A 22,332-nucleotide genomic window follows, 5' to 3' on the forward strand; every position below is an offset into this window, starting at 1 on the left:
CGGACACCGATGTTCGCGAATCGGGACGAATCCCTAGAATCTGCCCGGCGACGGGGCACGGTGTCACGCGCGGACGAGGGGGCGACGTGACGCAGGACCGGTACGACGTCGTGGTGGTGGGTGCCGGGGCGACGGGCTCCGCGACCGCATGGGCGCTCGCGCGGCGCGGCCGCCGGGTGCTGCTGCTGGATCGTGCGCAGGAGCCGCCCGCGCAGGGCCGTGACGTCGTCCGCCCGGGGCACGCCGACGTCGCGCGCTGCCGCCTGGCCCTGCTGAGCCACCAGTGGTGGAACGTCCTCGAGCACGAGGCCGGCGAGCGCCTGGTGGACCCGACCGGCTGCGTCGAGCACGGTCCCGTGGAGGCGCTGCGGCCGCTCGTGGAGACGCTGCTCGTCACGTCGGTGCCGTTCGAGTACCTCACCGGCCCGGAGGCGGAGCAGCGCTGGCCGGGCATGCGGTTCGACGACCGGGCCGTCGTCCAGCCGGCCGCGGGCGTCGCCGACGTGGCCGCGACGCAGGCGGCGCTGCGCCGGCAGGCGGTCTCGCACGGCGCGGACCTCGCGCTCGGTGCCGACGTGCGGCGCGTCGAGGTCCGGGAGGACGGCGCACGCGTGCACGTCGCCGACGGTGACCACGTGGACGCGCCGGTCGTCGTCGTGTGCGCGGGGGCGGCGTCCGCGGGACTGCTGGACGGCGTCGTCGCCCTGCCGCCCGCGCTGGTGGTCCGGGAGACCCGTCTCCGGGGCGACCGGGTGGAAGCGCTCCCGCCGAGCAGCCGCGCCTGGCCCGCGTTCGTGCACCGCGCCGACCCCGTCGCGCACCGCTCGGCGCGCGGCGACCTCGGGCCCGACGACGGCTACCCGGCGCTGAGCGTGCGCGGAGAGCCCACCGATGACGGTGTCGTGCTGGTCCACCGGACCGAGCCGGCGCCGGCCGCCGCGGGGAACGCCGGCGCGGACGCCGTGGCGACGGAGCTCGCCCGGTACGTCGCCCAGTGCCTTCCCGGGGTCGCGGTCGACGCCGCCGGGCCGTGGGTGACCGAGCGCGCCGCCGGGCCGCTCGTGCTCGACCGGGTGGGTCGCGTCGTGCTGGCGCTCGGCACGGGCCTGCACGGCGTCGCCCTCGCGCCGGGCTCCGGCCAGGTCCTCGCGGACCTCGTCGAGGACGGGCTCGGCGTGCCGCGCCAGGTCGGCGCCGACGACGACGAGCTCGACCGCAGCCGCTTCTCGCTCGCGGCGCTCGGCGCCGCCGTCTGAGGCGGCTGGACGCCACGCCCGGGCCCGCACCGCACGCGTTCGCGCCGCCGGCCCTGGCGAGCGTGGACGCTCAGGCCGCGATGCCGCCGACCACGACAGCGCACACCCACGCGACGAGGACGGTCGCACCGGGCGTCAGGACCAGGCGAGGGCCGGGCGTCGCGGGTGCCGCCGGGCGGCCCGCACGGAGGCGCTCGGCCGCGTCCGTCGCGTCCGCCGTGCCGACCAGCAACGGCCCCAGGTCGGGGACCGCCGGCACGAGCAACGCGTCGACCGGCCGCACGAGCCGCAGCACCAGGCCGTCGCCGTCGGTGACGACGCGGTCGAGCCGGTCCCACGGCACGAGCTCGCTGAGCACGGCACCTCGCACGCGGACGCCCGCCGGGGTGAGCAGCAGCCGTGCCTGTGCGAGCGTGGCCCACGAGTAGCCCCAGAGCACAGCGGGCGCGAGTCCGACGAGCACGCCCAGCGGTGCCACCCCGACGAGCCACCACGAGGCGGCGCCCACGAGCAGGGTCGCCGGCCACGGGAGCCAGCGACCGGTCGAGCGCGCCGCACGGGCTGCCCGGTCGCGGACCGAGCGTCGAGGCGCGTCCGTGCTCGTCGCGTGCGTCGACGCGGTGGGCCGGTCGCCGGCGGGGAACCGCCCGAGTGCCCCGAGGGCGGCGGTGCGCCGATGGTCCGCCGGTGCCGCGCGGCCCGGCGCCGTGCCGCCGAACGTGCGCCAACGCCACGACAGGGCGACGGCGGCGACGTCGCGCGTCGGCCGGTCCGACACCAGCACGAGCCCGTCGTCGGTGCGGACGACGACGTCGTCCCCCAGGGCTCCGAGCCCGTGCACGTCGACGGCGACCGGTCCGGGCAGGACCTGCCACGGCTCGGCGGCTGCGGCGGCCACCCGGTCGGCACCGAGCTCGAGGAGCTCGGCGTCGCTCATCGCGGCGACCCGCTCGGCGGCGAGCGCGTCCTCGTCGACCGCACGGTCCGGGACGTGGCCCCACACGTCGTGCCCCCACGGGTCGTCGTCCCACGCACCGTGGTCCGCGAGGGCGTCGCCGGACTCGTCCCCGCCCGGGGCGGCGCCGTCGTCGCCCTCGACCCAGACGGGCCGGAGGGAGACGCGGGTGATCGTGGGGGTCGCGCCCTCGACCGGGACGAGGTCGACCCACGCGCCACCGACCGGCACCGCGACGAGCCGTGCCACGGGTCCGCCTGCCGTCAGGCCGTCGACGAGCCGTCGACGGCGCGCACGCTCGGCGCTCAGCAGCACGACGGCCGCGGTGGCGCCCGCCCCCGCGAGGAACAGCGGGCCGGACGGGTCGAAGGGGTCCGCGACGAGCTCGGCACGTGAGCCGTCCGGGGACACGCGGACGGCGAGCTCGTCCCCGACCTCGGGGCTCAGCACCGGCGTCGAGACGGTGACCGACCCGTCGCCGACGCGCACCGTCGCGTGCAGCGCGTCCGGGCTGACAGCGGTGACGGTCCCGGTCCGCGTCACCGCCGTGGCGCGGAAGTCCTCGGTGGCGCGGGCGTCCGCCCACCACCACGGCAGCGCGCCGGCGGTGACCGCCGCTCCGACCAGTCCGAGCACGAGCGCGACCCGACGGCGTCGCGCGACGAGACCGTGCGCCTCGGCGGGGACGGGGAACGGGACCGGCGCGTGCCAGGACGACGCCTCGACCCTCTGGCGCAACGCCCCCACCGTGTCCGCGCCCGCGAGCAGGGCCAGCGCGACGGTCAGCACGGCCCAGGCGGTCGCGTGGACGTCGGTCACGGCCGTCATGAGCGCGCTCGCGACGGTGGCCCACCGGATGGCGACGTGAGGACGGGCCACGAGCAGCGCGAGACTCACGATCGTCGCGCCCTGGGCGACCGACCCGAGGTCCCAGCGCAGGTCTCGGCCGTGGGGCGCGGAGGTCGTGCCGGTCACGGCCGTCGCCACGAGGACCGTCCCGAGCAGCAGCGGTGCCAGCAGCGTCAGCGTGCGCCGGGGGAGCCGTCGCGTCCACGCCCGGGCGCGGACGGGGTCGGGCCGGATCGGCGGCGGGCGCTCGGGCACGGCGGAAGGCTACGTCCCGCCGGCCGCACCGCGAGGTCGCCGGCGGCGATCGGGTGACCCGCCCGCCGCCGGCGACGGGCTCAGCGGTAGTTGACGAACTGGAGGGCGGCGTCGACGTCGGCGCCCTTGAGGAGCGCGATGACGGCCTGCAGGTCGTCGCGGCTCTTGCCCGTGACGCGCAGCTCGTCGCCCTGGATCTGCGTCTTGACGTTCTTCGGGCCCTCGTCGCGCACGATCTTCGCGAGCTTCTTCGCGACCTCGCTCGACAGGCCCTCCTTGATCGCGCCCGCGAGGCGGTACTCCTTGCCCGACGGCTTGGGTTCCCGGTCGCCGACGTCGAGCGACTTGAGCGAGATCCCGCGCTTGATGAGCTTCGACTCGAACACGTCGAGGACCGCGAGCACCCGCTCGGCGGAGTTGGCGACCATGAGGACCGACTCGCCGCTCCACGTGATCGACGCCCCGACGCCCTTGAAGTCGTACCGCTGGGCGATCTCCTTCGCCGCCTGGTTCAGCGCGTTGTCGACCTCCTGGCGGTCGACCTTGCTGACGACGTCGAACGACGACTCGCTCGCCATGTGCTCTCCTCCTGCCGCCCCGGGCGTCCGCCGGGGCTCGTCTGTCGCCGCACCCGTCGGGCGTCGGCCGTCCGTCCCGGGGACCGTTTCGTCAGCACCCCCGGGGAGTTGCTATCCTTCCACCCGCGCGCTGCTCGCGGCGGCCGGCCTCCGGGTCGACCCCGCACGGCGAGCGATCCCTGGCGGGTTACCCGAGCGGCCAAAGGGGGCTGACTGTAAATCAGCTGGCACAGCCTACGGGGGTTCGAATCCCTCACCCGCCACGGTGCGAGAGCCCGGACTGCGACTGCGGTCCGGGCTCTCGTCGTCTGCCGCCACGTCGCCACGTCGCCCGTCCGTCCGTCGCCCTGCCGTCCCGGGCCTGGCGTCCGCGCGAGACGCCGTGCGTCAACGACGACGGCGGGGCGCCCGGGTGGGCACCCCGCCGGTCGAGGCGAGCGGGCAGCGACGTCAGGAGGACGTCGCGCAGGTGTAGGTGCCCTCGGTGACGGACACGGTCGCGCCTTCGTAGAGGGTGTCGAAGGTGCCGGCGTCCTCGGCGGACGCGAACGCGACTCCGACACCGAGGGGGTCGGCGAACCCGGTGAGCCCGCCGAGGAGCTCCTCGGCGCCGCTCTGGCAGGCAGGGTCCCAGGGGAGCGTGGTGTAGCCGGCGGCGGCGAGCGCGTCGATCGTCGGCTGGAGCTTCTCGGGCCCTTCGGCGGAGTCGGCGACGTCGGTCCAGACGACGAAGAACGAGTCCTCGGTCGTGGCGGGGTCGATCGACGCGGGCCATGCGAGCGTGGGCGCGGTGCCGTCCGCGTCGGCGTCGGGCGTCGTGTCGTCGTCGGAACCGGTGCACGCCGCGGTGCCGAGGGTGACCGCGGCGGCGAGCAGGAGGGCAGCGGCGGTGCTGCGGGGTGTTCGGCGCATGGGCGGGATCCTCACACGGGACAAACCGCCCAGGCGACGAGGTGAATCGTTTAGGCCCCGGCGCTGCGTCGACCGTGCGGATCGCACGACGGCGGGCGCCGCGTCGGGCGTCCGGGCAGGTGGGCCGGGGTGGCGGCGGGCCGCGTGGCCGCCGTCACCGGACTGGATTTCGCAGCCGGGCACTCGCCCGTGTAGCCTTGCACGCGCTGCCCCGATAGCTCAGTCGGCAGAGCGTCTCCATGGTAAGGAGAAGGTCAAGGGTTCGATTCCCTTTCGGGGCTCTGTGGTGTGTCCGGGGCCGTGGTTCATTCCGCGGCCTCGGGGCATCCGAGGCGGGGTAGCTCAGCTGGTCAGAGCGCACGACTCATAATCGTGAGGTCGCGGGTTCAAGCCCCGCTCCCGCTACAGCCAGTGTGACCCAGGCGGCGCGTCGGTCGGCGCGTCGGGACAGCAGATTGCAGGCGCCCCCCGCGGCGCGAGGAGACAAGATCATGGCCAGCAAGAGCGCGGACGTCCGCCCGAAGATCACGCTCGCCTGCACGGAGTGCAAGGAGCGGAACTACATCACGAAGAAGAACCGTCGGAACGACCCCGACCGGCTCGAGATGAAGAAGTACTGCCCGCGCGACAACCGGCACACGGTCCACCGCGAGACCCGCTGAGCCGCGCCCCACGGGGCCGCAGGACTCCAGGCACGCCCCCGGCTCCCCGCCGGCGGGCGTGCTTGTGCTTTGAAGGCCGACACGGCCGACGCGACGGACGACAGGAGCACCGAGGATGCCGGTCGACACCGGGTACGCCGGGCGCGAGTACGCGCCGAACGCGCCGTACGAGGTCGGGCGCGAGAAGCTGCGCGAGTTCGCCGCCGCCGTGGGCGCGACGCACCCCGCGCACACCGACCCGGAGGCCGCGCGAGCGCTCGGTCACCCCGACGTCATCGCGCCGCCGACGTTCGCCGTCGTGGTCGCGCAGCGCGCCGAGGCCCAGCTCTTCGAGGACCCGGCCGCGGGCATCGACTTCAGCCGCGTCGTGCACGCCGACGAGCGGTTCACGCACCACCGGCCGATCCATGCCGGCGACCGGCTCGTCACGGTCCTGCACGTCGACGCGATCGTCGAGCGCGCCGGTCTCGCCATGATCACCACGCGCGCCGAGATCGCGGCCGAGGACGGCGAGGCCGTCGCGACCGTCGTCTCGACGCTGGCCGTCCGCGGGGAGGACGCATGACTACGCCCGTGCTCGCCGAGCTGACCGTCGGCCAGGAGCTCGCGCGCCGCGAGGTCACCGTCGACCGCGCGCGCCTCGTCCGGTACGCGGGTGCCAGCGGCGACTTCAACCCGATCCACTGGAACGAGCGCGTCGCGACCGCCGTCGGCCTGCCGGGTGTCATCGCGCACGGCATGTGGACGATGGGCGCCGCGGGCAGCGTCGTCGCCGACTGGGCGGGCGACCCGGGTGCGGTCGTCGACTACCAGGTGCGGTTCACGCGGCCCGTGCCGGTGCCCGACCCGGGCGCGGCGACCGTCGAGGTCGTCGCCGTGGTGGGCGCGCTCGACGCCGACGCGGGCACGGTGCGCGTCGACCTCACGGTGAGCGTCGACGGCGTCCGCGTGCTCGGCAAGGCGCAGGCGGTCGTCCGGCTCGCCTGACGCGACGGTCCTCGCTCGCCCGCACAGGTTCTCGCCCGGTCGGACGCCGCGACGCGTCGCCCGCGCGGGCGACGTCGCCGTGGTCCCGAGCGTGACGCGAGCGCGTGATTCGTCCGGCTTCTTCCTTTCCGTCCGGCCGCTCCCTACGGTGTACCCGGGCCGCATCGTCGCGGCCCGACGCCCACAGAGGAGAGAGCACCGATGCACACGACGACGGAGTCTGGGGCGCGGGTCTCGCGCCGCACGTTCCTCGCACTGACCGGCGCGGGGGTCGCCGCCGGCGTGGCGGTCGCCACGGCCCCCGGCGCCGCGGCCGCTGCTGGTGGACACGTGTCAACGGGACGCGGTCACGCGCACGGGCCGTCCGCACAGCGCGCCGCGGTCGGGTTCCTGCAGGCCGCGACCGACGCCTACCCGACGGTCAACACCGGCGCACGGCTCGCGCAGAGCTACGGCGACGAGCTCGGCCTGTTCAGCACGGCCTTCGTCTACGACAACGCGCTCGCGATCATCGCCCTGCTCGCCGACGGGCGCCGGTCGAGCGAGCAGACGGCACGCGTCCTGGGCGACGGCCTGCTCTACGCGCAGGACCACGACCCGGGTTACACGGACGGGCGCCTGCGGCAGGGCTACAACGTGGGGCCCTACACGTTCTACGACGGCAACCCGCAGCCGTACGGTTTCGTCCTGCCTGACGGCGCGGCCAACATCGGCTGGCAGTTCGGTTTCCTCGGCACGGCGGTCGGCGACATGGCGTGGCCCGGCATCGCGCTCCTGCACCTGTACGACCGCACGCGCGACCGCCGGTACCTCGCCGGCGCCGTGCGGATCGGGGAGTGGATCACGACCAACACGTGGCGCACGACGGGCCTCGGGGGCTTCTCGTTCGGCGTCAACGGTGCCAACGCGCCCGTGCCCAACGGGTCGACCGAGCACAACATCGACTGCACGGCGTTCTTCTCGATGCTCCGCAAGGTGACTCGTGACAACCGCTGGAAGGCGGCCGCCGAGCACGCGCGCGCGTTCGTCGACGCGATGTGGGAGCCGTCGGGCGGGTTCTTCTGGACCGGCACCAACGACGGCGTCGAGATCAACCGGTTCCCCGTCCCGCTCGACACCGTGACCTGGGCGTGGCTCGCGACCCGCGACCGCACGTTCAAGCGCGGTCTCGACTGGGCGGGCACCGCGCTCGCGGTCACCGACGACGCCACGGCGGCGACGTCGCAGCTGCCCGACGGCGAGCGCCTCTCGGGCGTGACGTTCAGCACCGCGAGCCCGGAGTCGACCGCGCAGTACAACGGGATCACCGTGCACCCGCAGGGCGTGTGGCTCGAGGGCACCGGGCAGCTCGCGACCGCGCTGATCGACCGCAACGGGCGCGGCGACGCGAAGGCGGCCGAGCGCCTGCTGGTGCAGATCCGGCACGCGCAGGACGTCCTCGGCGTCGGCCAGCACCTCGGTGGCGTGGTCGTCGACGGCGGGGTCGTCGCGGCGTCGAGCCTGCTCGACACCGGCTTCGGGTTCGGGTACTTCCAGGTGCAGCACGTCGGCGCGACGTCGTGGTTCGTCTACGCCGCGACGCGCTCCAACCCGCTCGACTGGCTGAAGCGCAGCTGACGCGGGCGCCGCGCCCCGGTCGTCCCCGGCGGAGGTGGGCGACCGGGGCGCGGTGCGTCCCGGGTGGGGGCCGCACGCACGACCGTCGGGACGGCGCCCGTCAGGCCGGGGCGGGGCCGGTCGTCGTGCCGATGCGGAGCGTGACGCCGAGCTCGCGGTAGGGCGGCGTCTCGCCCGCGAGCAGGTCCTCGACCGCGTGCCCGACGGCGGCGCCCTTCTCCGCGAGCGGCTGCACGACCGACGTCAGCACGTCGGGCGCGAGCCAGGGGAGGTCGAGCCCGTCGAAGCCGGCGACGGACACGTCCTCGGGCACGCGCAGGCCGAGCTCGCGCGCCGCGAGCACGACGCCCGACGCGAGCAGGTCGGACTGGCAGACCACGGCGGTCGGCCGGTCGTCGCCGGAGAGCAGCGCGAAGCCGGCGGTCTTGCCGTGCTCGACGAGCGAGGCGGGCGTCTCGTAGATCGCGACGGGAGTCACGCCCGCGTCGGTGACGCCCGCGAGGCGTCGGCGGGTGATCTCCCAGTCGATCCGGGAGAGCCGGTCGGCGTCGACGACGCCGTCGCGGCGGTCGCGGTCGAACGGGAGCGTGACCACGGCGATCCGCTCGTGCCCGAGGCCGAGGAGGTGCTGCGTCGCCTCGGTCATGCCGTGCCGGTCGTCGATGCCGACGGTGGTCACGCCCTCCTGGCGGCGGCCCTCGACGACGACCGTGCGGATGCCGCGGCGCTGGAGCGCGGCGAGCGTGGGGTTGTCGGTCGTCCCGCCCCACATGAGCACGGCGACGTCCATCGCGGCGGACTCGACCAGGGGGTCGACGGGCGGCTCGGTGGGGTCGCTCGGACCGGGGATGAGCAGCACGCCGAGCCCGAGCGAGCCGAGCGTGCCGACGAGCCCGTCGAGCACCTGGATCGAGACGGGGTCGCGGAAGGAGCGCTTGAGCGCGTCGCCGACGACGACGCCGACGATGCCGGACCGCCCGCGGCGGAGCTGGCGGCCCAGCGGGTTGGGGCCGGCGTAGTCGAGCTCGACGGCGGCGTCGAGCACGCGCTGCCGGGTCGCGGCGGCGATGGGTCCCGCGCCCGAGAACGCGAGCGAGGCCGTCGAGACGGAGACCTTGGCGGCCGCGGCGACGTCCGCGAGGGTCGGGCGTGGGCGGGGCAGGGGTCCACCTCCGGGTCGGCGCACCGGGCCCGGCGGGCCGTGCGGGACGGGCCGGGGCGGGTGCGACGGGGCACGGCGGCGCGGGTGCGCGGACGTGTTTGACGCGACCGCCAGCGTACCCGCAGAATGACACGTCCCCTCAAATCGATTCGACCGTCCCGCGAGAAGCGATCGAATCGATTCGAACACGTCGTCCGAACCCGTGCCCGGAGCCCCACCGTGTCCCACCCCGCCCCCGCCGGGCAGACCCCCTCGACCGCACCCCCCTCGTCGCCGCCCCGCACGCCCGACGCCCGCCGGCTCGCCCGCGCGCGCTGGCTCCTCATGGGCCTGTTCGCGCTCACCGGAATCACGTTCTCGAGCTGGCTCGCGCGCATCCCCGCGGTGCGCGACGCGCTCGACCTGTCCACCGCCGAGCTCGGCGGCATGCTCCTCGTCGGCTCGCTGGGCGCGCTCGTCACCGTCACCGCCGCCGGCGTCGTCGTGCAGCGGTTCGGCAGCCGCGTCGGCATCGTCGCGTCGACCGCCGCGCTCTCGGTCGGGTACGTCCTCATGGGCGTCGGGCCCGCCGTCGGGTCCGTCCCGGTCCTCGCCGTCGGCATCTTCCTCAACGGGGTGGCCGTCGCGCTCGGCAACGTCCCGCTCAACGTCGAGTCCGGCCGTGTCGAGCGCGCCATGGGCCGCACCGTGATCCCGCAGTTCCACGCCGCGTTCTCGATCGGCGCCGTCACCGGGTCCGGCCTCGGCGCCGTCGCCGCCGCGCTCGGCGTGCCCGTCGTCGTGCAGTTCTCCGCCGTCGCCGCGCTCGCGGTCGTGTGGCGCCTCGCCTCGCTGCGCGGCGTCGTGCTCGACGCCACCCCCGACGACCGCCGCACGTCGCGCCCGGCACGCGACGATGCCGCGCTCGCCGTGCCTGCGACGGGGCCTGCGGCCGGGGCGCCCGCGCCCGCCGGCCGCCGGCGCCGCATCGCGACCGCGCTCGACTCGTGGCGCGAGCCCCGCACGCTGCTGATCGGTGTCGTCATCATGGCCGCCGCGCTCTCCGAGGGGTCGGCCAACGACTGGCTGTCGCTCGCGGTCGTCGACGGGTTCGGCCGCAGCGAGGCCGTCGGCGGCGCGATGCTCGGCGTGTTCGTCGGCGCCATGACGGTCGTCCGGCTGCTCGGCACGCGCCTCATCGACTCCTTCGGCCGCGTGGCCGTGCTCCGGGTGTCGGGGGTCGTCTCGCTCGGCGGCCTCCTGCTCTTCGGCCTCGCGCCGACGCTCGAGCTCGCCGTCGTCGGCATCGTCGGCTGGGGCTTCGGCGCCGCGCTCGCGGTGCCCGTCGGCATCGCGGCCGCGTCCGACGACCCGCTGCGGTCCGCCGGACGCGTCGCCGTCGTCTCCTCGTTCGCCTCGGTCGCGTCGCTCGCGGCGCCGCCGCTGCTCGGGATCGCCGCGGAGTCGATGGGGGCGCGGCACGCGCTGCTCCTGATCGGTGTCGCGATGGTCGCGAGCGTCCTGCTCGCCGCGCGCGTGGCACCCGAGACCGACGCCGCCCGCCCGTCCGAGCCGGCCGCGGTGCCGGCGTCCGCCGCACCGACCGGCGAGCCGGTCACGCCAGGCACCCCGGCGCACGGCCGGGTGGCCGACGCGGACCCCGACCCGCTCGCCGCCCTCGCGGCGCACCGCGCGGAGCAGCCCGCGCTCGCCCGCCCGCACGCCGCCCGCCGGCACCTGGTCCGGGCGCACGCCGCCCGCGCCGGTGCGGCGGTCCGCGCGGGCGCCACGACCCTCCGCGTGCGCGCGACCGCGCGCGCACGTGCCACCACGAGCAGGAACGGGCACGATCGATGACGGCACCGCGCACCGGAGGAACGATGTCCGACACCCCGACCCAGCCCGACCTGCGCGTCCGGCGGGCGTCGCTGGCCGTCCTCGCGGTCTTCGTCCTCAACGGGTTCAACTTCGCGACGTGGGCGTCGCGGCTGCCCGCGATCCGCGACGGCCTCGACTTCTCGCCCGAGAAGATGGGCCTGCTGCTGCTCGTCGGCGCGGTCGGGTCGCTCGTCGCGCTGCCGCTGTCCGGCATGGTCGTCGAGCGGCTCGGCGCACGCACCACCGTGCTCGGGTTCGCGGTCCTCAACGGGGTCGGCCTGACCATCGCGGCGCTCGGCGTCGCCGCCGGGCAGGTCTGGGTCGTCGTCGTCGGCATGGTGCTCTACGGCGTCGGGACGGGCGTGTGGGACGCGGCGATGAACCTCGAGGGCGCGGCCGTCGAGCAGGAGCTCGGCCGCACCGTCATGCCGCGGTACCACGCCGGCTTCTCGTTCGGCACCGTGGGCGCCGCCGGCGTCTCCGCGCTGGCCGCGGCGCTGCACGTGCCCGTCGCGGTGCACGTCCCGATCGCGGTCACCGTGTCCGTCGTCGTCGTCGCCTTCGCGGTCCGCGCGTTCCTCCCGGCCGGCGCGGAGCACCCGCACGCCGTCACCGACGACGCCGCCCCGCGCGGCGCCCGCGGCGCTCTCGCCGCGTGGCTCGAGCCGCGCACGCTGCTCATCGGCCTCGTCGTGCTCGCCGCCGCGCTCACCGAGGGATCCGCGAACGACTGGGTCAGCCTCGCGGTCGTCGACGGCTTCGACACCTCGCACGCGCTCGGTGCGCTCGCGTTCGGCGTCTTCGTCGGCGCGATGACGAGCATGCGCTGGTTCGGCACCGCGCTGCTCGACCGGTACGGCCGCGTCGTCGTGCTGCGGCTGTGCGCCGTGCTCGCGATCGTCGGGCTCCTCACCTTCGCCCTCGCCGGCCAGCTGTGGCTCGCGCTCGTCGGCGTCGTCGCGTGGGGCGCGGGTGCCGCGCTCGGCTTCCCCGTCGGCATGAGCGCCGCGTCCGACGACCCGCTGCGTGCCGCCCCGCGCGTCAGCGTCGTGTCGACCATCGGCTACAGCGCGTTCCTCGCCGGCCCGCCGCTGCTCGGGCTGCTCGCACAGCACGTGGGGTACCGCAACGCGCTCCTGGTGATCCTCGTGCCCGTGGTCCTCGGCCTGCTCGTCGTCAACGCGGCCGCTCCGCTCGCCCGCCCGGGAGCCGTGGAGCCCGCCGACGCCCAGCGTCCGGACGCCGCGGTCTAGCCTGGGCGACGTGCAGCACGTGACGACCCCGACGACCACCCCCGCGCTCGCCGACCTCACGACCCTGCGGGTCGGGGGACCGGCCGCGCGCTACGTCGAGACCACGACCGAGGCCGAGCTCGTCGACGCCGTGCGCGCCGCGGACGACGCGGGCGAGCCGCTGCTCGTCGTCGGCGGCGGGTCGAACCTGCTCGTCGCCGACGCGGGTTTCGACGGAGTCGTCGTGCGCGACGTCCGCACGGGCATCGACGTGCCGGACCACTCGGCGTGCGCGGGCGTCACGTACACCGTCCCCGCGGGCACCCCGTGGGACGAGGTCGTCGAGCACGCCGTCACGCACCGGCTCGTCGGCCTCGAGGCGCTGTCCGGCATCCCGGGTTCGACCGGCGCGACCCCCGTGCAGAACGTCGGCGCCTACGGCCAGGAGGTGTCGGAGACCATCGCGACCGTCCGGGTGTGGGACCGCGGGCGGGGCAAGGTCCGGACGCTGCCCCTCGTCGACCTCCGCTTCGGCTACCGCACGTCGCTGCTCAAGCGCTCGATGCGCCCGACCGCCGCCGACCCCGAGGACCCGCGCGCGCCCTGGGGGCCGACGCCCCGGTACGTCGTCCTCGACGTGACCTTCCAGCTGCGTCAGGGCACGCTCGCCCAGGCCGTCCGCTACCCCGAGCTCGCGCGCACGCTCGGCGTCGCCGTGGGGGAGCGCGCGCCGATCCTCGACGTCCGGGCCGCCGTGCTCGAGCTCCGCGGACGCAAGGGCATGGTCCTCGACGCCGCCGACCACGACACGTGGAGCGCGGGGTCGTTCTTCACCAACCCGATCCTGGAGCCCGCGGCCGCCGCGGCGCTCCCCGCCGACGCGCCCCGCTTCCCCGCGGGGGACGGCGCGACCAAGACGAGCGCCGCCTGGCTGATCGAGCACGCCGGGTTCGCGCGCGGCCACGCCGGTCCGGGCGCCGCCGCGCTGTCCGGCAAGCACACGCTCGCGCTCACCAACCGGGGCGGCGCGACGGCCGACGAGCTCGTCGCGCTCGCCCGCGAGATCCGCGACGGCGTCCGCGCGGCGTTCGGCGTCGAGCTCGAGCCCGAGCCCGTGCTGGTGGGCCTCAGCCTCTGACGCGCACGGGGCGCCGCTCCCGCGGGCGGGTACCACTGACGGCCGGCGTCAGCCTCGGACGTCGACGGGCGCACTCCCCGCGACCGCCGCGGCCCGCGGGTCCGCGGCGTCGTCGCCCGCCAGCCACGCGTCGACCCCGGCGAGCAGCCGCCCCCGCACGCCGTCCGACGCGCGGCTCGCGAGGATCGAGGACCGCGCCAGCGCCGCGACCTCGGCGTCGGAGAAGCCGTGCACCGTGCGCGTCGCCTCGTACTGCGCGACCAGCCGCGACCGGAACAGCAGCGGGTCGTCGGCCCCGAGCGCGACGCGCGCCCCCGCCTCGACGAGCGCGCGCAGCGGCACGTCGCCGTCCGACCCGTAGACGCCGAGCGACACGTTCGACGCCGGGCACACCTCGAGCGCGACGCCCTCGTCGACGACCCGGTCCAGCACCCGCGGGTCCTCCGCGCTGCGCACGCCGTGCCCGAGCCGGTCGGGGCGCAGCGCGTCGAGCACCTCCTCGACGTGCGCCGGCCCGAGCAGCTCGCCGCCGTGCGGCACCGCCGCGAGCCCCGCGCGGCGGGCGATCGCGAACGCCGGGCCGAACGCGCCCGTGTCGCCGCGGCGCTCGTCGTTCGACAGCCCGAAGCCGACCACCTCGCCGGACCCGTCGCCCGCGTGCCGGACGGAAAGCCGGGCGAGCGTGCGCGCGTCCAGCGGGTGCCGCATGCGCGACGCCGCGACGACCACGCCCACGTCGACGCCCGCCGCCGCACCCGCCCGGCGCGCCTCGTCCAGCACGATCTCCAGCGCGGGCGTCAGACCGCCGACGAACGGCGCGTACGACGTCGGGTCGACCTGGATCTCCAGCCGCCCCGACCCCTCCGCGGCGTCGTCCTCGACGGCCTCCCGGACGACCCGGCGCATGTCGTCCTCGCTGCGCACGCACGCGCGCGCCGCGTCGTACAGCCGCTGGAACCGGAACCAGCCGCGCTCGTCGGCCGGCACGTGCAGCGGGTCGTCGTCGAGCAGCGCCGCCGGCAGGCGGATCCCGTGCCGCTCGGCCAGGTCCGCGAGCGTGCTCGGCCGCATCGAGCCCGTGAAGTGCAGGTGCAGGTGCGCCTTCGGCAGGAGGGCCAGGTCACGCATCGGCACAGTGTGCCAGCCGCGCCCGGGTGGGCCCGCGTCAGACCGCCGCGGTCGCGTCGACGAGCCGGTACCCGACGCCGCGCACCGTGTCGAAGTGCTCCGCCCCGACCTTGCGCCGCAGGTACCGCACGTACACGTCGACGACGTTCGAGCCCGGGTCGAAGTCGTAACCCCACACGTCCGACAGCAGGCGCTCGCGGGTCAGCACGTCGCCGGGGTTGCGCAGGAACGTCTCGGCGAGCGCGAACTCGCGTGCGGACAGCTCGACCTCCTGGTCCCGCACGCGGATCCGGCGGGTGCGCAGGTCGAGCTGCAGCGGCCCGTGCGTGAGCACCGTGACGTCGCCCGAGGGCTGCGGCTGCTGGCGCAGGCGCAGCCGCACCCGGGCCAGCAGCTCCTCGAACCGGAACGGCTTCGCCATGTAGTCGTCGGCCCCGGACTCCAGGCCCGTGACCGTGTCGGTCACCGACGACCGCGCCGTGAGCACGATGACGGGGAGCGAGTGCCCGGCCTCGCGCAGCCGGCGCAGCACCTGGAAGCCGTCGAGGTCGGGCAGGCCCAGGTCGAGGATCACGAGGTCGACGCCACCCGCACGGACCCGGCCGAGGGCGTCGTCCCCCGTCGTGACGGCCGTGGCCTCGTACCCCGCGGTGCGCAGGCCCTTGGCGACGAAGGCGGCGATCCGCTCCTCGTCCTCCGCGATGAGGATGTGGGTCATCAGTGCTGCTCCGCGAGGTCGGGGACGGATGTCGTGGTGTCGCCGTCGACCAGGTCGACCGCGGGGACGTCGAGCACGAACACGGCGCCGCGGCTCCCCGGACCGGGCGGCCGCTCGACGCCCACCGTGCCGTGGTGCGCCTGGGCGATCGCGGCCACGATGGGCAGGCCGAGACCCGCACCGTTCGGCGACCGGTCCGCCTGGCCGCGGTGGAACCGCTCGAAGATCCGCCGCTCCTCCGACGCGGGCACGCCCGGTCCCTCGTCACGGACCCAGAGCACGAGGCGGTCGCCGACGACCTCGGAGCCGATCCAGACCGTCGAGCCCGGCGGGGAGAAGCGGTACGCGTTCGCGAGGAGCTGCAGCCACGCCTGCGTGATGCGCTGCTCGTCGAGGCTCACGGTGACGTCGGCGCGCGACGTCACGACCCAGCGCCGGTCGCCGAGCCCCCGGGCCTTCTCGTGCACGTCGTCGGTGAGGCGACCGACGTCGGTCGGGGCGAGCCGCACGAAGTCGGGCCGCTCGGCCGTGGCCAGGATCATGAGGTCGTCGACGAGGCGGTGCATGCGGTCGAGCTCGTCGAGCGCGAGGGACTGGGTCGCGCGCACGTCCTCCGGGTCGTCGGGGTCGAGCAGCTCGAGGTGCCCGCGCACGATCGTGAGCGGCGTGCGCAGCTCGTGCCCGACGTCGTCCAGCAGCTCGCGCTGTGACCCGAACGCGCGCTCCAGGCGGTCGAGCATCGCGTTCACCGTGTGCGCGAGGTCGCCGAGGTCGTCATTGCTGCTGACGTTGATGCGCTCCGACAGGTCGGACTCGGTCACGCGTCGCGCGGTATCGCGCAGGAGCCGCAGCGGGTGCAGCAGCCGCCCGACGACGAACCACGCGACGACCGAGATGCCGAGCAGCGCGACGATGCCGACCGCCGAGTACGTGAGGAACGTCGTCTGCAGCGTGCGCATCTCCGCGCTGCGGTCGAACGCGACGACGAACAGCCCGAGCGCCGGGTCGTGGTCGACGCGCACCGGCGCGGCCATGAGCCGGTACTCGGTGACACTCGTGCGCACCGTCTGGACGGTCGGCGTGCTCGTGGAGAGCGAGAGCCGGCTGAGGTGGTCGATGAGCTCCTCGTCGGCGTCGAGCTGGATCGCGTGCGTCTCGCGCGCGGCCGTCCAGCTCAGCCGCCCGGACAGGAGCGTGATGACGCCCTCGTTCTTGCCGGGCACGCGGTTGCGGACGGCGACCTTGAGCACCCGGCTCACCGAGTCGAACCGCTGCCCGGTGGCCGGGTCGGGCTCTTCCTGGACGCCGCGGAGCGCGGTCAGCGCCCGGGCGAGGGAGTTGTCGATGCGGGCGTCGGTCTCGCGCGACTGCAGCCAGAAGGCGGTCGCCCCGGCGACGAGGACCGTCAGCGCCGACAGCACGATGACGGCGGTGAGGATCCGGACCCGGACGGTGAGGTGCGCGGCGGTGAGCGGCGCCGCGGGAGCGCTCCCGCGCGCGGTGCGTGGCTCGTCCGGACGCATGGCGGACAGTATGGACCGGCGTCCGCTCGCGGTGCAGCACCGGACCAGCCGCGTCACGAGCACGTGTGACGAGGAGGAACGGTCGCAGACGGCCGCCCGCGACCCGGAGGGACCGGTGCCGTCAGCCCCGCGGAGGGGCCGGGGTCACTCCGCCTCGCCCAGCAGCCGCTGGATGCGCGACACGCCCTCGACGAGGTCGGCGTCCGCAAGCGCGTACGACAGGCGCAGGAACCCGCTCGGCCCGAACGCCTCGCCGGGCACGACCGCGACCTCGACCTCGTCGAGGATGAGGCTCGCGAGCTCGGCCGACGTGCGCGGGGTGACACCACGGATCGTGCACCCGAGCAGGCCCTCGACCGACGGGTAGGCGTAGAACGCGCCCTGCGGCGCGGGCACCTCGACGCCGTCGATCGCGCCGAGCATCTCGACGATCGTGCGACGGCGGCGGTCGAACGCGGTGCGCATCTCCTCGACCGCGGCGAGGTCGCCCGTGAGCGCCGTGATCGCGGCGCGCTGCGAGACGTTCGCGACGTTCGACGTCAGGTGTGACTGGAGGTTCGTCGCGGCGGCGATGACGTCGCGCGGGCCGATCATCCAGCCCACCCGCCAGCCGGTCATCGCGTAGGTCTTGGCGACGCCGTTGAGCACGACGCAGGTGTCCGCGAGCTCGGGCACGACGCGCACGATCGGCGTGAACACCGCGTGGTCGTACGTGAGGTGCTCGTAGATCTCGTCGGTGACGACCCAGACGCCGTGCTCGAGCGCCCAGCGGCCGATCTCGGCGGTCTGCTCGGGGGAGTAGACGGCGCCGGTCGGGTTGGACGGCGAGTTGAAGAGCAGGACCTTGGTGCGCGGCGTCCGCGCGGCCTCGAGCTGCTCGACGGTGACCAGGTACCCCTGGTCGACGCCGGCGAAGACCTCGACGGGGACGCCGCCCGCGAGCCGGATCGCCTCGGGGTAGGTGGTCCAGTACGGCGCGGGCAGGAGCACCTCGTCGCCCGGGTCGAGCAGCGCGGCGAACGACTGGTAGACCGCCTGCTTCCCACCGTTCGTGACGAGGACCTCGGCCGGGCTGACCTCGTAGCCGGAGTCGCGCAGCGTCTTCGCGGCGATCGCCTCACGCAGCGCGGGCAGCCCCGCGGCGGGTGTGTACCGGTGGTTCGCGGGGTCCTGCGCGGCGGCGACGGCGGCGTCGACGATGTAGGCCGGCGTCGGGAAGTCGGGCTCGCCCGCGCCGAACCCGACGACGGGCCGACCGGCGGCCTTGAGCGCCTTGGCCTTGGCGTCGACCGCGAGGGTCGCGGACTCGGCGATGGCGGCGACCCGGGCGGACACGCGGGCGCGGGGAGTGGTCTGCTCGCTCACGGCCCCCATAGTGGCAGAGGTCACGCGACGCCTGCCCGGCCTTTCGACCCGTGGCGCGCCGCGCGCGGACGCCCGCCGACCGGGCTGCGAGGGCCGCCCGCGGACGTGGTTCGACCCATCCGGTCGCGTCGCGTACAGTGGACCCCCGGCGGTTGACCTTCGCCATGATGAGCCGCGCCCTCGCGTGTCTAGACATGAGGGTGTGGACGTGATGGAGCTGGCCTGGCCGCCGTAGGGCAGTGGCGCAATTGGTAGCGCAGCGGTCTCCAAAACCGCAGGTTGCAGGTTCGAGTCCTGTCTGCCCTGCGCACGCGTACCGGCTCCCGGCCGGGCGCGAGCAGGATCGCCGGACGGTCCGGCGCGTCGCGTCAGCCGTCCCACCGCCGGGCCGCACGGTCCCGGTGGCCACCACGAGACACAGGGGCCAGACGTGAGCGAAACCGCACCGGCCGCGGCGTCCGACGCCGGGGGCCCGGCGACCGCCCGCGAGCCCAAGTCCGTCAAGGGCGAGAAGAAGCGCGGGCTGTTCGCCCGCATCGCGCTCTTCTGGCGCCAGGTGGTCGCCGAGCTCAAGAAGGTCGTCCGACCGACGCGCTCCGACCTCATCACGTACACGACGGTCGTCCTCGTGTTCGTGGCGGTCGTGATGGCGTTCGTGACGGTCGTCGACCTCGGCATCGGCCGGCTGACGTTCTGGGTGTTCGGGGGCTGAGCGCCCGCGGCCACGCCGGCCGCCCCACGGTGGCGAGGACACTCGCCACCCGCACGCACCCCACGCGGGAGAAAGCAGGTTCGCACGTGTCGCAGGAGTCGCAGGAGCCCACCGGCGCCGAGACGGAGCTCGAGGACGCCCTGGCGTCGGTCGAGGCGGTCGAGGGCGCCGCGGGCGACGAGCTCGCTCCGGCCGACGACGCGTCGACCGACGAGGTCGCCGAGGTCGAGGACGAGGCCGCCGAGGTCGAGGAGTCGGCCGAGGACGCCGAGCCCGACCCCGACGAGGACCCCGTCGCCGCCTTCAAGGCGCAGCTGCGCAGCCAGCCGGGCGACTGGTACGTCATCCACTCGTACGCGGGCTACGAGAACCGCGTGAAGGCGAACCTCGAGAACCGCACGCAGAGCCTCAACATGGAGGACTTCATCTACCAGGTGGAGGTCCCCATGGAGGAGGTCGTCGAGATCAAGAACGCGCAGCGCAAGGTCGTCAAGCGCGTCCGGATCCCCGGCTACGTCCTCGTCCGCATGGAGATGACCGACGAGTCGTGGGGCGCCGTCCGGCACACCCCGGGCGTCACGTCGTTCGTGGGCCACACCCACCAGCCGGTGCCGCTGACGCTCGACGAGGTCTTCTCGATGCTCTCGCCGTCGCTGACGCCGAAGGCGCCCGCCACGGCGGCCGCGGCCACCAAGAGCACCTCGCAGATCCAGGTCGACTTCACGGTCGGCGAGTCGGTCACCGTCACGGACGGCCCGTTCGACACGCTGCCGGCGACGATCTCCGAGATCAACGCCGAGAACCAGAAGCTCAAGGTGCTCGTCTCGATCTTCGGCCGGGAGACCCCGGTCGAGCTGTCGTTCAGCCAGGTCGCCAAGATCTGACGCTGACGCTGCCGCCCCGCCACCGTGGGGCGGCACTGCAACCGGGTCATCGCCCACGGCGTCGGCCCACGAACCAGAGAGGGACGGCTTCATGCCCCCCAAGAAGAAGGTCACCGGCCTCATCAAGCTCCAGATCAACGCCGGTGCGGCCACGCCCGCCCCGCCGATCGGCCCCGCGCTCGGTCAGCACGGCGTGAACATCATGGAGTTCTGCAAGGCCTACAACGCGGCGACCGAGTCGCAGCGCGGCAACGTCATCCCCGTCGAGATCACGGTGTACGAGGACCGCTCGTTCACCTTCATCACGAAGACGCCGCCGGCCGCCGAGCTCATCAAGAAGGCCGCCGGGGTCGCCAAGGGCTCCCCGACGCCGCACACCGTGAAGGTCGCGACCCTCACGTCGGCCCAGGTCCGCGAGATCGCGAGCACCAAGCTCGAGGACCTCAACGCGAACGACCTCGAGGCCGCCGAGAAGATCATCGCCGGCACGGCCCGCTCGATGGGCATCCGCGTCGAGGGCTGACGCCCTCACCGCCCGCCGGCGGGTGACGTCGGCGGGCACCACCTCGACGTGAGACCTCATGTCGAGGACGAAGTGCAGTGGCAGGGCCTGTGCGGCCCGACGGACCACGACTGCTGAGAAGAGAGAAGCAGATGGCGAAGCACAGCAAGGCGTACCGCAACGCCGCCGAGAAGATCGAGGCGGGCAAGGTCTACAGCCCGCTCGAGGCCGTCCGGCTGGCGCAGGCGACGTCGACGACCAAGTACGACGCGACCGTCGAGGTGGTCTTCCGCCTCGGTGTCGACCCCCGCAAGGCGGACCAGATGGTCCGTGGCACCGTGAACCTGCCGCACGGCACCGGCAAGACGGCCCGCGTGCTCGTCTTCGCGACCGGTGAGCGCGCCGAGCAGGCCCGCGCCGCGGGCGCCGACGAGGTCGGTGGCGACGAGCTGATCGAGAAGGTGGCCGCCGGCTACACCGACTTCGACTCGGCCGTGGCGACCCCGGACCTCATGGGCAAGGTCGGCCGTCTGGGCAAGGTCCTGGGCCCCCGTGGTCTCATGCCGAACCCGAAGACCGGCACCGTGACGATGGACGTGGCCAAGGCCGTGTCCGACATCAAGGGCGGCAAGATCGAGTTCCGCGTGGACCGTCACGCGAACCTGCACTTCATCATCGGCAAGACGTCGTTCTCCGACGTCAACCTGGTGGAGAACTACGCCGCGGCGCTGGAGGAGATCCTGCGTCTCAAGCCGTCCGCGTCGAAGGGCCGCTACATCACCAAGGCGACCATCTCGACGACGAACGGCCCCGGGATCCTGCTCGACCAGAACAAGACCCGGAACCTGACGGTCGAGGACGACGCCGCCTGAGGCTCGCCCCCACGCACGAACGGCGAAGGCCCGGTCCCCCCTGCGGATCGGGCCTTCGCCGTTCTCGTTCCCTGCTGCCGCCCCGCGTCTCGCCCGCCCCGTGCTCGCGCTGAGCTACCACGCGTGCGTCGTCTCGGCACGTGCCCGGCCGGGCTCCGAGGACTCCGATCGGTGCGCCGGCGCGAGCCGGGTCAGGACCGGCGGGTGGCGGCCGGTGCGGTGCGGGTGCGCCCGACGAGCTCCAGCGGCCGCGACCACAGGCCCGACAGCCACGCGCGCTCGTCGTCGGTCGGCTCGCGGTCGAGCGTGAGCTGGGCCGTCCACTCGACCGCCGAGGCGAGCGTCCGGGCGACCGCCGTCGCACGGCTCGGCAGCGCGTCGCCGCCGAGCTCGCGGTACTGGTGCGCGAACGTCGCGACCGGGTCGAGGTGCCACGCCGGGTCGAGCGCCGGACCGAGCGCGAGGGCGAGCCAGTCGAGCGCGGTCGCGACGTCCCACCGGGGGTCGCCGCAACCGCTGCGACCGTTCCGCGCGGGCGGGAGCGGACCGTCCGGGGTGTCCCGCTCGGCGCCGACGAGCACAGCGCGGACGCTGCCGCGGGTGCGCGTGACGACGACCTCGTCGCCGGTCGGGTCGCCGTGCACCCACTGGACCGTGAGCCAGGACCGCCTTGTCTCGTCCACGGCGCGCCGGATGCCCGGGTGCGCGCGGACGGCCCACACCAGGCCCGTGTCGCCCGGCAGGGCGTCGAGCCAGTCGGGCAGGGGCTCGGTGAGCACCCACGGCAGCTCGGCGACGGGTGTCGTCGGGGTCAGCGGGGTGCGGTGCAGCCGGACGAGCGCCGCCGCCCACGCGGCGAGCAGCTCGCGCAGGTCGACGCGCAGCGACGGCAGCGCGCCGTGCGCGTGCATCTGCTCGGCCAGGTCCTCGAGCTCGCGGACGAGCGACCGGGCTCCGGTGCCGGGCGCCTGCGTCGGGACGGGGACGTCGGCGTGCCGGCCGGTCGCGCCCGGGTGGACCGGCTCGTCGACGTCGGGTCCGAGACCGACGACCTCGGGAGACCGCCCGACGGCGGCGTGCCGGCCCGCGGACGGCCGGAGCGCGATGACGCGTGCCGTCGGCTGACGGTCGACTCCTTCTGCCAGGACGCTCATGTCGGGCGGTCTCC

General features: G+C 74.9%; 21 protein-coding genes and 4 tRNA genes. 16 read left to right on the forward strand and 9 right to left on the reverse strand.

Features of this window, described 5'->3' with window-relative positions; all coding sequences use genetic code 11:
- Positions 1–86 precede the first annotated feature (86 nt).
- Positions 87–1,256 carry an NAD(P)/FAD-dependent oxidoreductase gene (locus OOT42_RS05145; RefSeq protein WP_273653872.1) on the forward strand — a complete coding sequence of 390 codons (1,170 nt, stop codon included), beginning with the start codon at positions 87–89 and terminating at the stop codon, positions 1,254–1,256.
- 70 nt (positions 1,257–1,326) lie between these two features.
- Here OOT42_RS05145 and OOT42_RS05150 read toward each other — a convergent pair whose 3' ends face one another.
- Both OOT42_RS05150 and OOT42_RS05155 read right to left on the reverse strand, forming a co-directional pair.
- Positions 1,327–3,315 carry a hypothetical protein gene (locus OOT42_RS05150; RefSeq protein WP_273653873.1) on the reverse strand — a complete coding sequence of 663 codons (1,989 nt, stop codon included), beginning with the start codon at positions 3,313–3,315 and terminating at the stop codon, positions 1,327–1,329.
- An 80-nt stretch (positions 3,316–3,395) separates the two neighbouring features.
- Positions 3,396–3,893, reverse strand: coding sequence for a YajQ family cyclic di-GMP-binding protein (locus tag OOT42_RS05155; RefSeq protein WP_272726756.1), 498 nt, complete (start codon positions 3,891–3,893; stop codon positions 3,396–3,398).
- 181 nt (positions 3,894–4,074) lie between these two features.
- Between OOT42_RS05155 and OOT42_RS05160 the strand changes: the two genes are divergently transcribed.
- Positions 4,075–4,156, forward strand: a tRNA-Tyr gene (locus OOT42_RS05160).
- Positions 4,157–4,343: 187 nt separating this feature from the next.
- Here the strand turns inward: OOT42_RS05160 and OOT42_RS05165 are convergent.
- Entirely contained in the window at positions 4,344–4,805 is a 462-nt protein-coding gene (locus OOT42_RS05165; RefSeq protein WP_273653874.1) for a hypothetical protein, read from the reverse strand.
- Between the two features lie 208 nt (positions 4,806–5,013).
- On the opposite strand from OOT42_RS05165, the gene OOT42_RS05170 reads away from it, so the two are divergent.
- The 6 genes from OOT42_RS05170 (at position 5,014) to OOT42_RS05195 (ending at position 8,071) form a co-directional block, all read left to right on the forward strand.
- Positions 5,014–5,086 (forward strand) — tRNA-Thr (locus OOT42_RS05170).
- Positions 5,087–5,136: 50 nt separating this feature from the next.
- Positions 5,137–5,210: transfer RNA gene (locus OOT42_RS05175), tRNA-Met, on the forward strand.
- A gap of 86 nt (positions 5,211–5,296) precedes the next feature.
- Positions 5,297–5,467 carry a 50S ribosomal protein L33 gene (gene rpmG, locus OOT42_RS05180; RefSeq protein ID WP_124341451.1) on the forward strand — a complete coding sequence of 57 codons (171 nt, stop codon included), beginning with the start codon at positions 5,297–5,299 and terminating at the stop codon, positions 5,465–5,467.
- Positions 5,468–5,582: 115 nt separating this feature from the next.
- Positions 5,583–6,032, forward strand: coding sequence for an FAS1-like dehydratase domain-containing protein (locus tag OOT42_RS05185; protein ID WP_273653875.1), 450 nt, complete (start codon positions 5,583–5,585; stop codon positions 6,030–6,032).
- Positions 6,029–6,454, forward strand: a complete 426-nt coding sequence (locus tag OOT42_RS05190) for a MaoC family dehydratase (protein WP_273653876.1) — start codon at positions 6,029–6,031, stop codon at positions 6,452–6,454. Before OOT42_RS05185 ends, OOT42_RS05190 begins: the two co-directional genes overlap by 4 nt.
- A 330-nt stretch (positions 6,455–6,784) precedes the next feature.
- Positions 6,785–8,071 (forward strand): Tat pathway signal sequence domain protein, encoded by a 1,287-nt coding sequence (locus OOT42_RS05195; protein ID WP_273653877.1) that lies wholly within the window; start codon positions 6,785–6,787, stop codon positions 8,069–8,071.
- Positions 8,072–8,171: 100 nt separating this feature from the next.
- Here OOT42_RS05195 and OOT42_RS05200 read toward each other — a convergent pair whose 3' ends face one another.
- Complete coding sequence (locus OOT42_RS05200) at positions 8,172–9,257, reverse strand: LacI family DNA-binding transcriptional regulator (RefSeq protein WP_423775963.1); 1,086 nt, start codon at positions 9,255–9,257, stop codon at positions 8,172–8,174.
- 195 nt (positions 9,258–9,452) lie between these two features.
- On the opposite strand from OOT42_RS05200, the gene OOT42_RS05205 reads away from it, so the two are divergent.
- Genes OOT42_RS05205 through OOT42_RS05215 form a run of 3 tightly spaced genes read left to right on the forward strand, consistent with a single transcriptional unit; the run spans position 9,453 to position 13,460 of the window.
- Positions 9,453–11,069, forward strand: coding sequence for an MFS transporter (locus tag OOT42_RS05205; protein ID WP_273653878.1), 1,617 nt, complete (start codon positions 9,453–9,455; stop codon positions 11,067–11,069).
- A gap of 23 nt (positions 11,070–11,092) precedes the next feature.
- Positions 11,093–12,343 carry an MFS transporter gene (locus OOT42_RS05210; RefSeq protein ID WP_273653879.1) on the forward strand — a complete coding sequence of 417 codons (1,251 nt, stop codon included), beginning with the start codon at positions 11,093–11,095 and terminating at the stop codon, positions 12,341–12,343.
- Positions 12,344–12,353: 10 nt separating this feature from the next.
- Positions 12,354–13,460: a UDP-N-acetylmuramate dehydrogenase gene (locus OOT42_RS05215; RefSeq protein ID WP_273653880.1), complete on the forward strand. Its 1,107-nt coding sequence runs from the start codon at positions 12,354–12,356 to the stop codon at positions 13,458–13,460.
- A 48-nt stretch (positions 13,461–13,508) separates the two neighbouring features.
- Here the strand turns inward: OOT42_RS05215 and OOT42_RS05220 are convergent, their stop codons facing one another.
- From OOT42_RS05220 to OOT42_RS05235, 4 genes are all read right to left on the reverse strand, one after another.
- The gene (locus OOT42_RS05220; protein WP_273653881.1) at positions 13,509–14,588 is read right to left on the reverse strand and encodes an adenosine deaminase; all 1,080 of its coding nucleotides are present in this window, start codon (positions 14,586–14,588) and stop codon (positions 13,509–13,511) included.
- Between the two features lie 37 nt (positions 14,589–14,625).
- On the reverse strand, positions 14,626–15,306 hold the full coding sequence (locus tag OOT42_RS05225; RefSeq protein ID WP_273653882.1) for a response regulator transcription factor: 681 nt from the start codon (positions 15,304–15,306) through the stop codon (positions 14,626–14,628).
- Positions 15,306–16,829, reverse strand: coding sequence for a sensor histidine kinase (locus tag OOT42_RS05230; RefSeq protein ID WP_273653883.1), 1,524 nt, complete (start codon positions 16,827–16,829; stop codon positions 15,306–15,308). The genes OOT42_RS05225 and OOT42_RS05230 overlap by 1 nt, the downstream gene beginning before the upstream one ends.
- Positions 16,830–16,973: 144 nt before the next feature.
- Positions 16,974–18,203, reverse strand: a complete 1,230-nt coding sequence (locus tag OOT42_RS05235; protein ID WP_273654784.1) for a pyridoxal phosphate-dependent aminotransferase — start codon at positions 18,201–18,203, stop codon at positions 16,974–16,976.
- A 224-nt stretch (positions 18,204–18,427) separates the two neighbouring features.
- Here OOT42_RS05235 and OOT42_RS05240 point away from each other — a divergent pair.
- The 5 genes from OOT42_RS05240 to rplA all read left to right on the forward strand — a co-directional run bounded on the left by OOT42_RS05240 (position 18,428) and on the right by rplA (position 21,164).
- Positions 18,428–18,500 (forward strand) — tRNA-Trp (locus tag OOT42_RS05240).
- A gap of 124 nt (positions 18,501–18,624) precedes the next feature.
- Positions 18,625–18,906: a preprotein translocase subunit SecE gene (secE, locus tag OOT42_RS05245; RefSeq protein ID WP_124344592.1), complete on the forward strand. Its 282-nt coding sequence runs from the start codon at positions 18,625–18,627 to the stop codon at positions 18,904–18,906.
- Positions 18,907–18,992: 86 nt separating this feature from the next.
- Positions 18,993–19,790, forward strand: coding sequence for a transcription termination/antitermination protein NusG (gene nusG, locus OOT42_RS05250; protein ID WP_273653884.1), 798 nt, complete (start codon positions 18,993–18,995; stop codon positions 19,788–19,790).
- Positions 19,791–19,881: 91 nt separating this feature from the next.
- Entirely contained in the window at positions 19,882–20,313 is a 432-nt protein-coding gene (gene rplK, locus OOT42_RS05255; RefSeq protein ID WP_273653885.1) for a 50S ribosomal protein L11, read from the forward strand.
- Between the two features lie 131 nt (positions 20,314–20,444).
- A complete protein-coding gene (gene rplA, locus OOT42_RS05260; RefSeq protein ID WP_168678456.1) occupies positions 20,445–21,164 on the forward strand; it encodes a 50S ribosomal protein L1 in 720 nt (239 codons plus the stop codon).
- Positions 21,165–21,355: 191 nt separating this feature from the next.
- Here the strand turns inward: rplA and OOT42_RS05265 are convergent, their stop codons facing one another.
- On the reverse strand, positions 21,356–22,318 hold the full coding sequence (locus tag OOT42_RS05265; RefSeq protein WP_273653886.1) for a hypothetical protein: 963 nt from the start codon (positions 22,316–22,318) through the stop codon (positions 21,356–21,358).
- Positions 22,319–22,332 lie beyond the last annotated feature (14 nt).

Source organism: Cellulomonas fimi (assembly GCF_028583725.1).
Lineage (GTDB): Bacteria > Actinomycetota > Actinomycetes > Actinomycetales > Cellulomonadaceae > Cellulomonas > Cellulomonas fimi_B.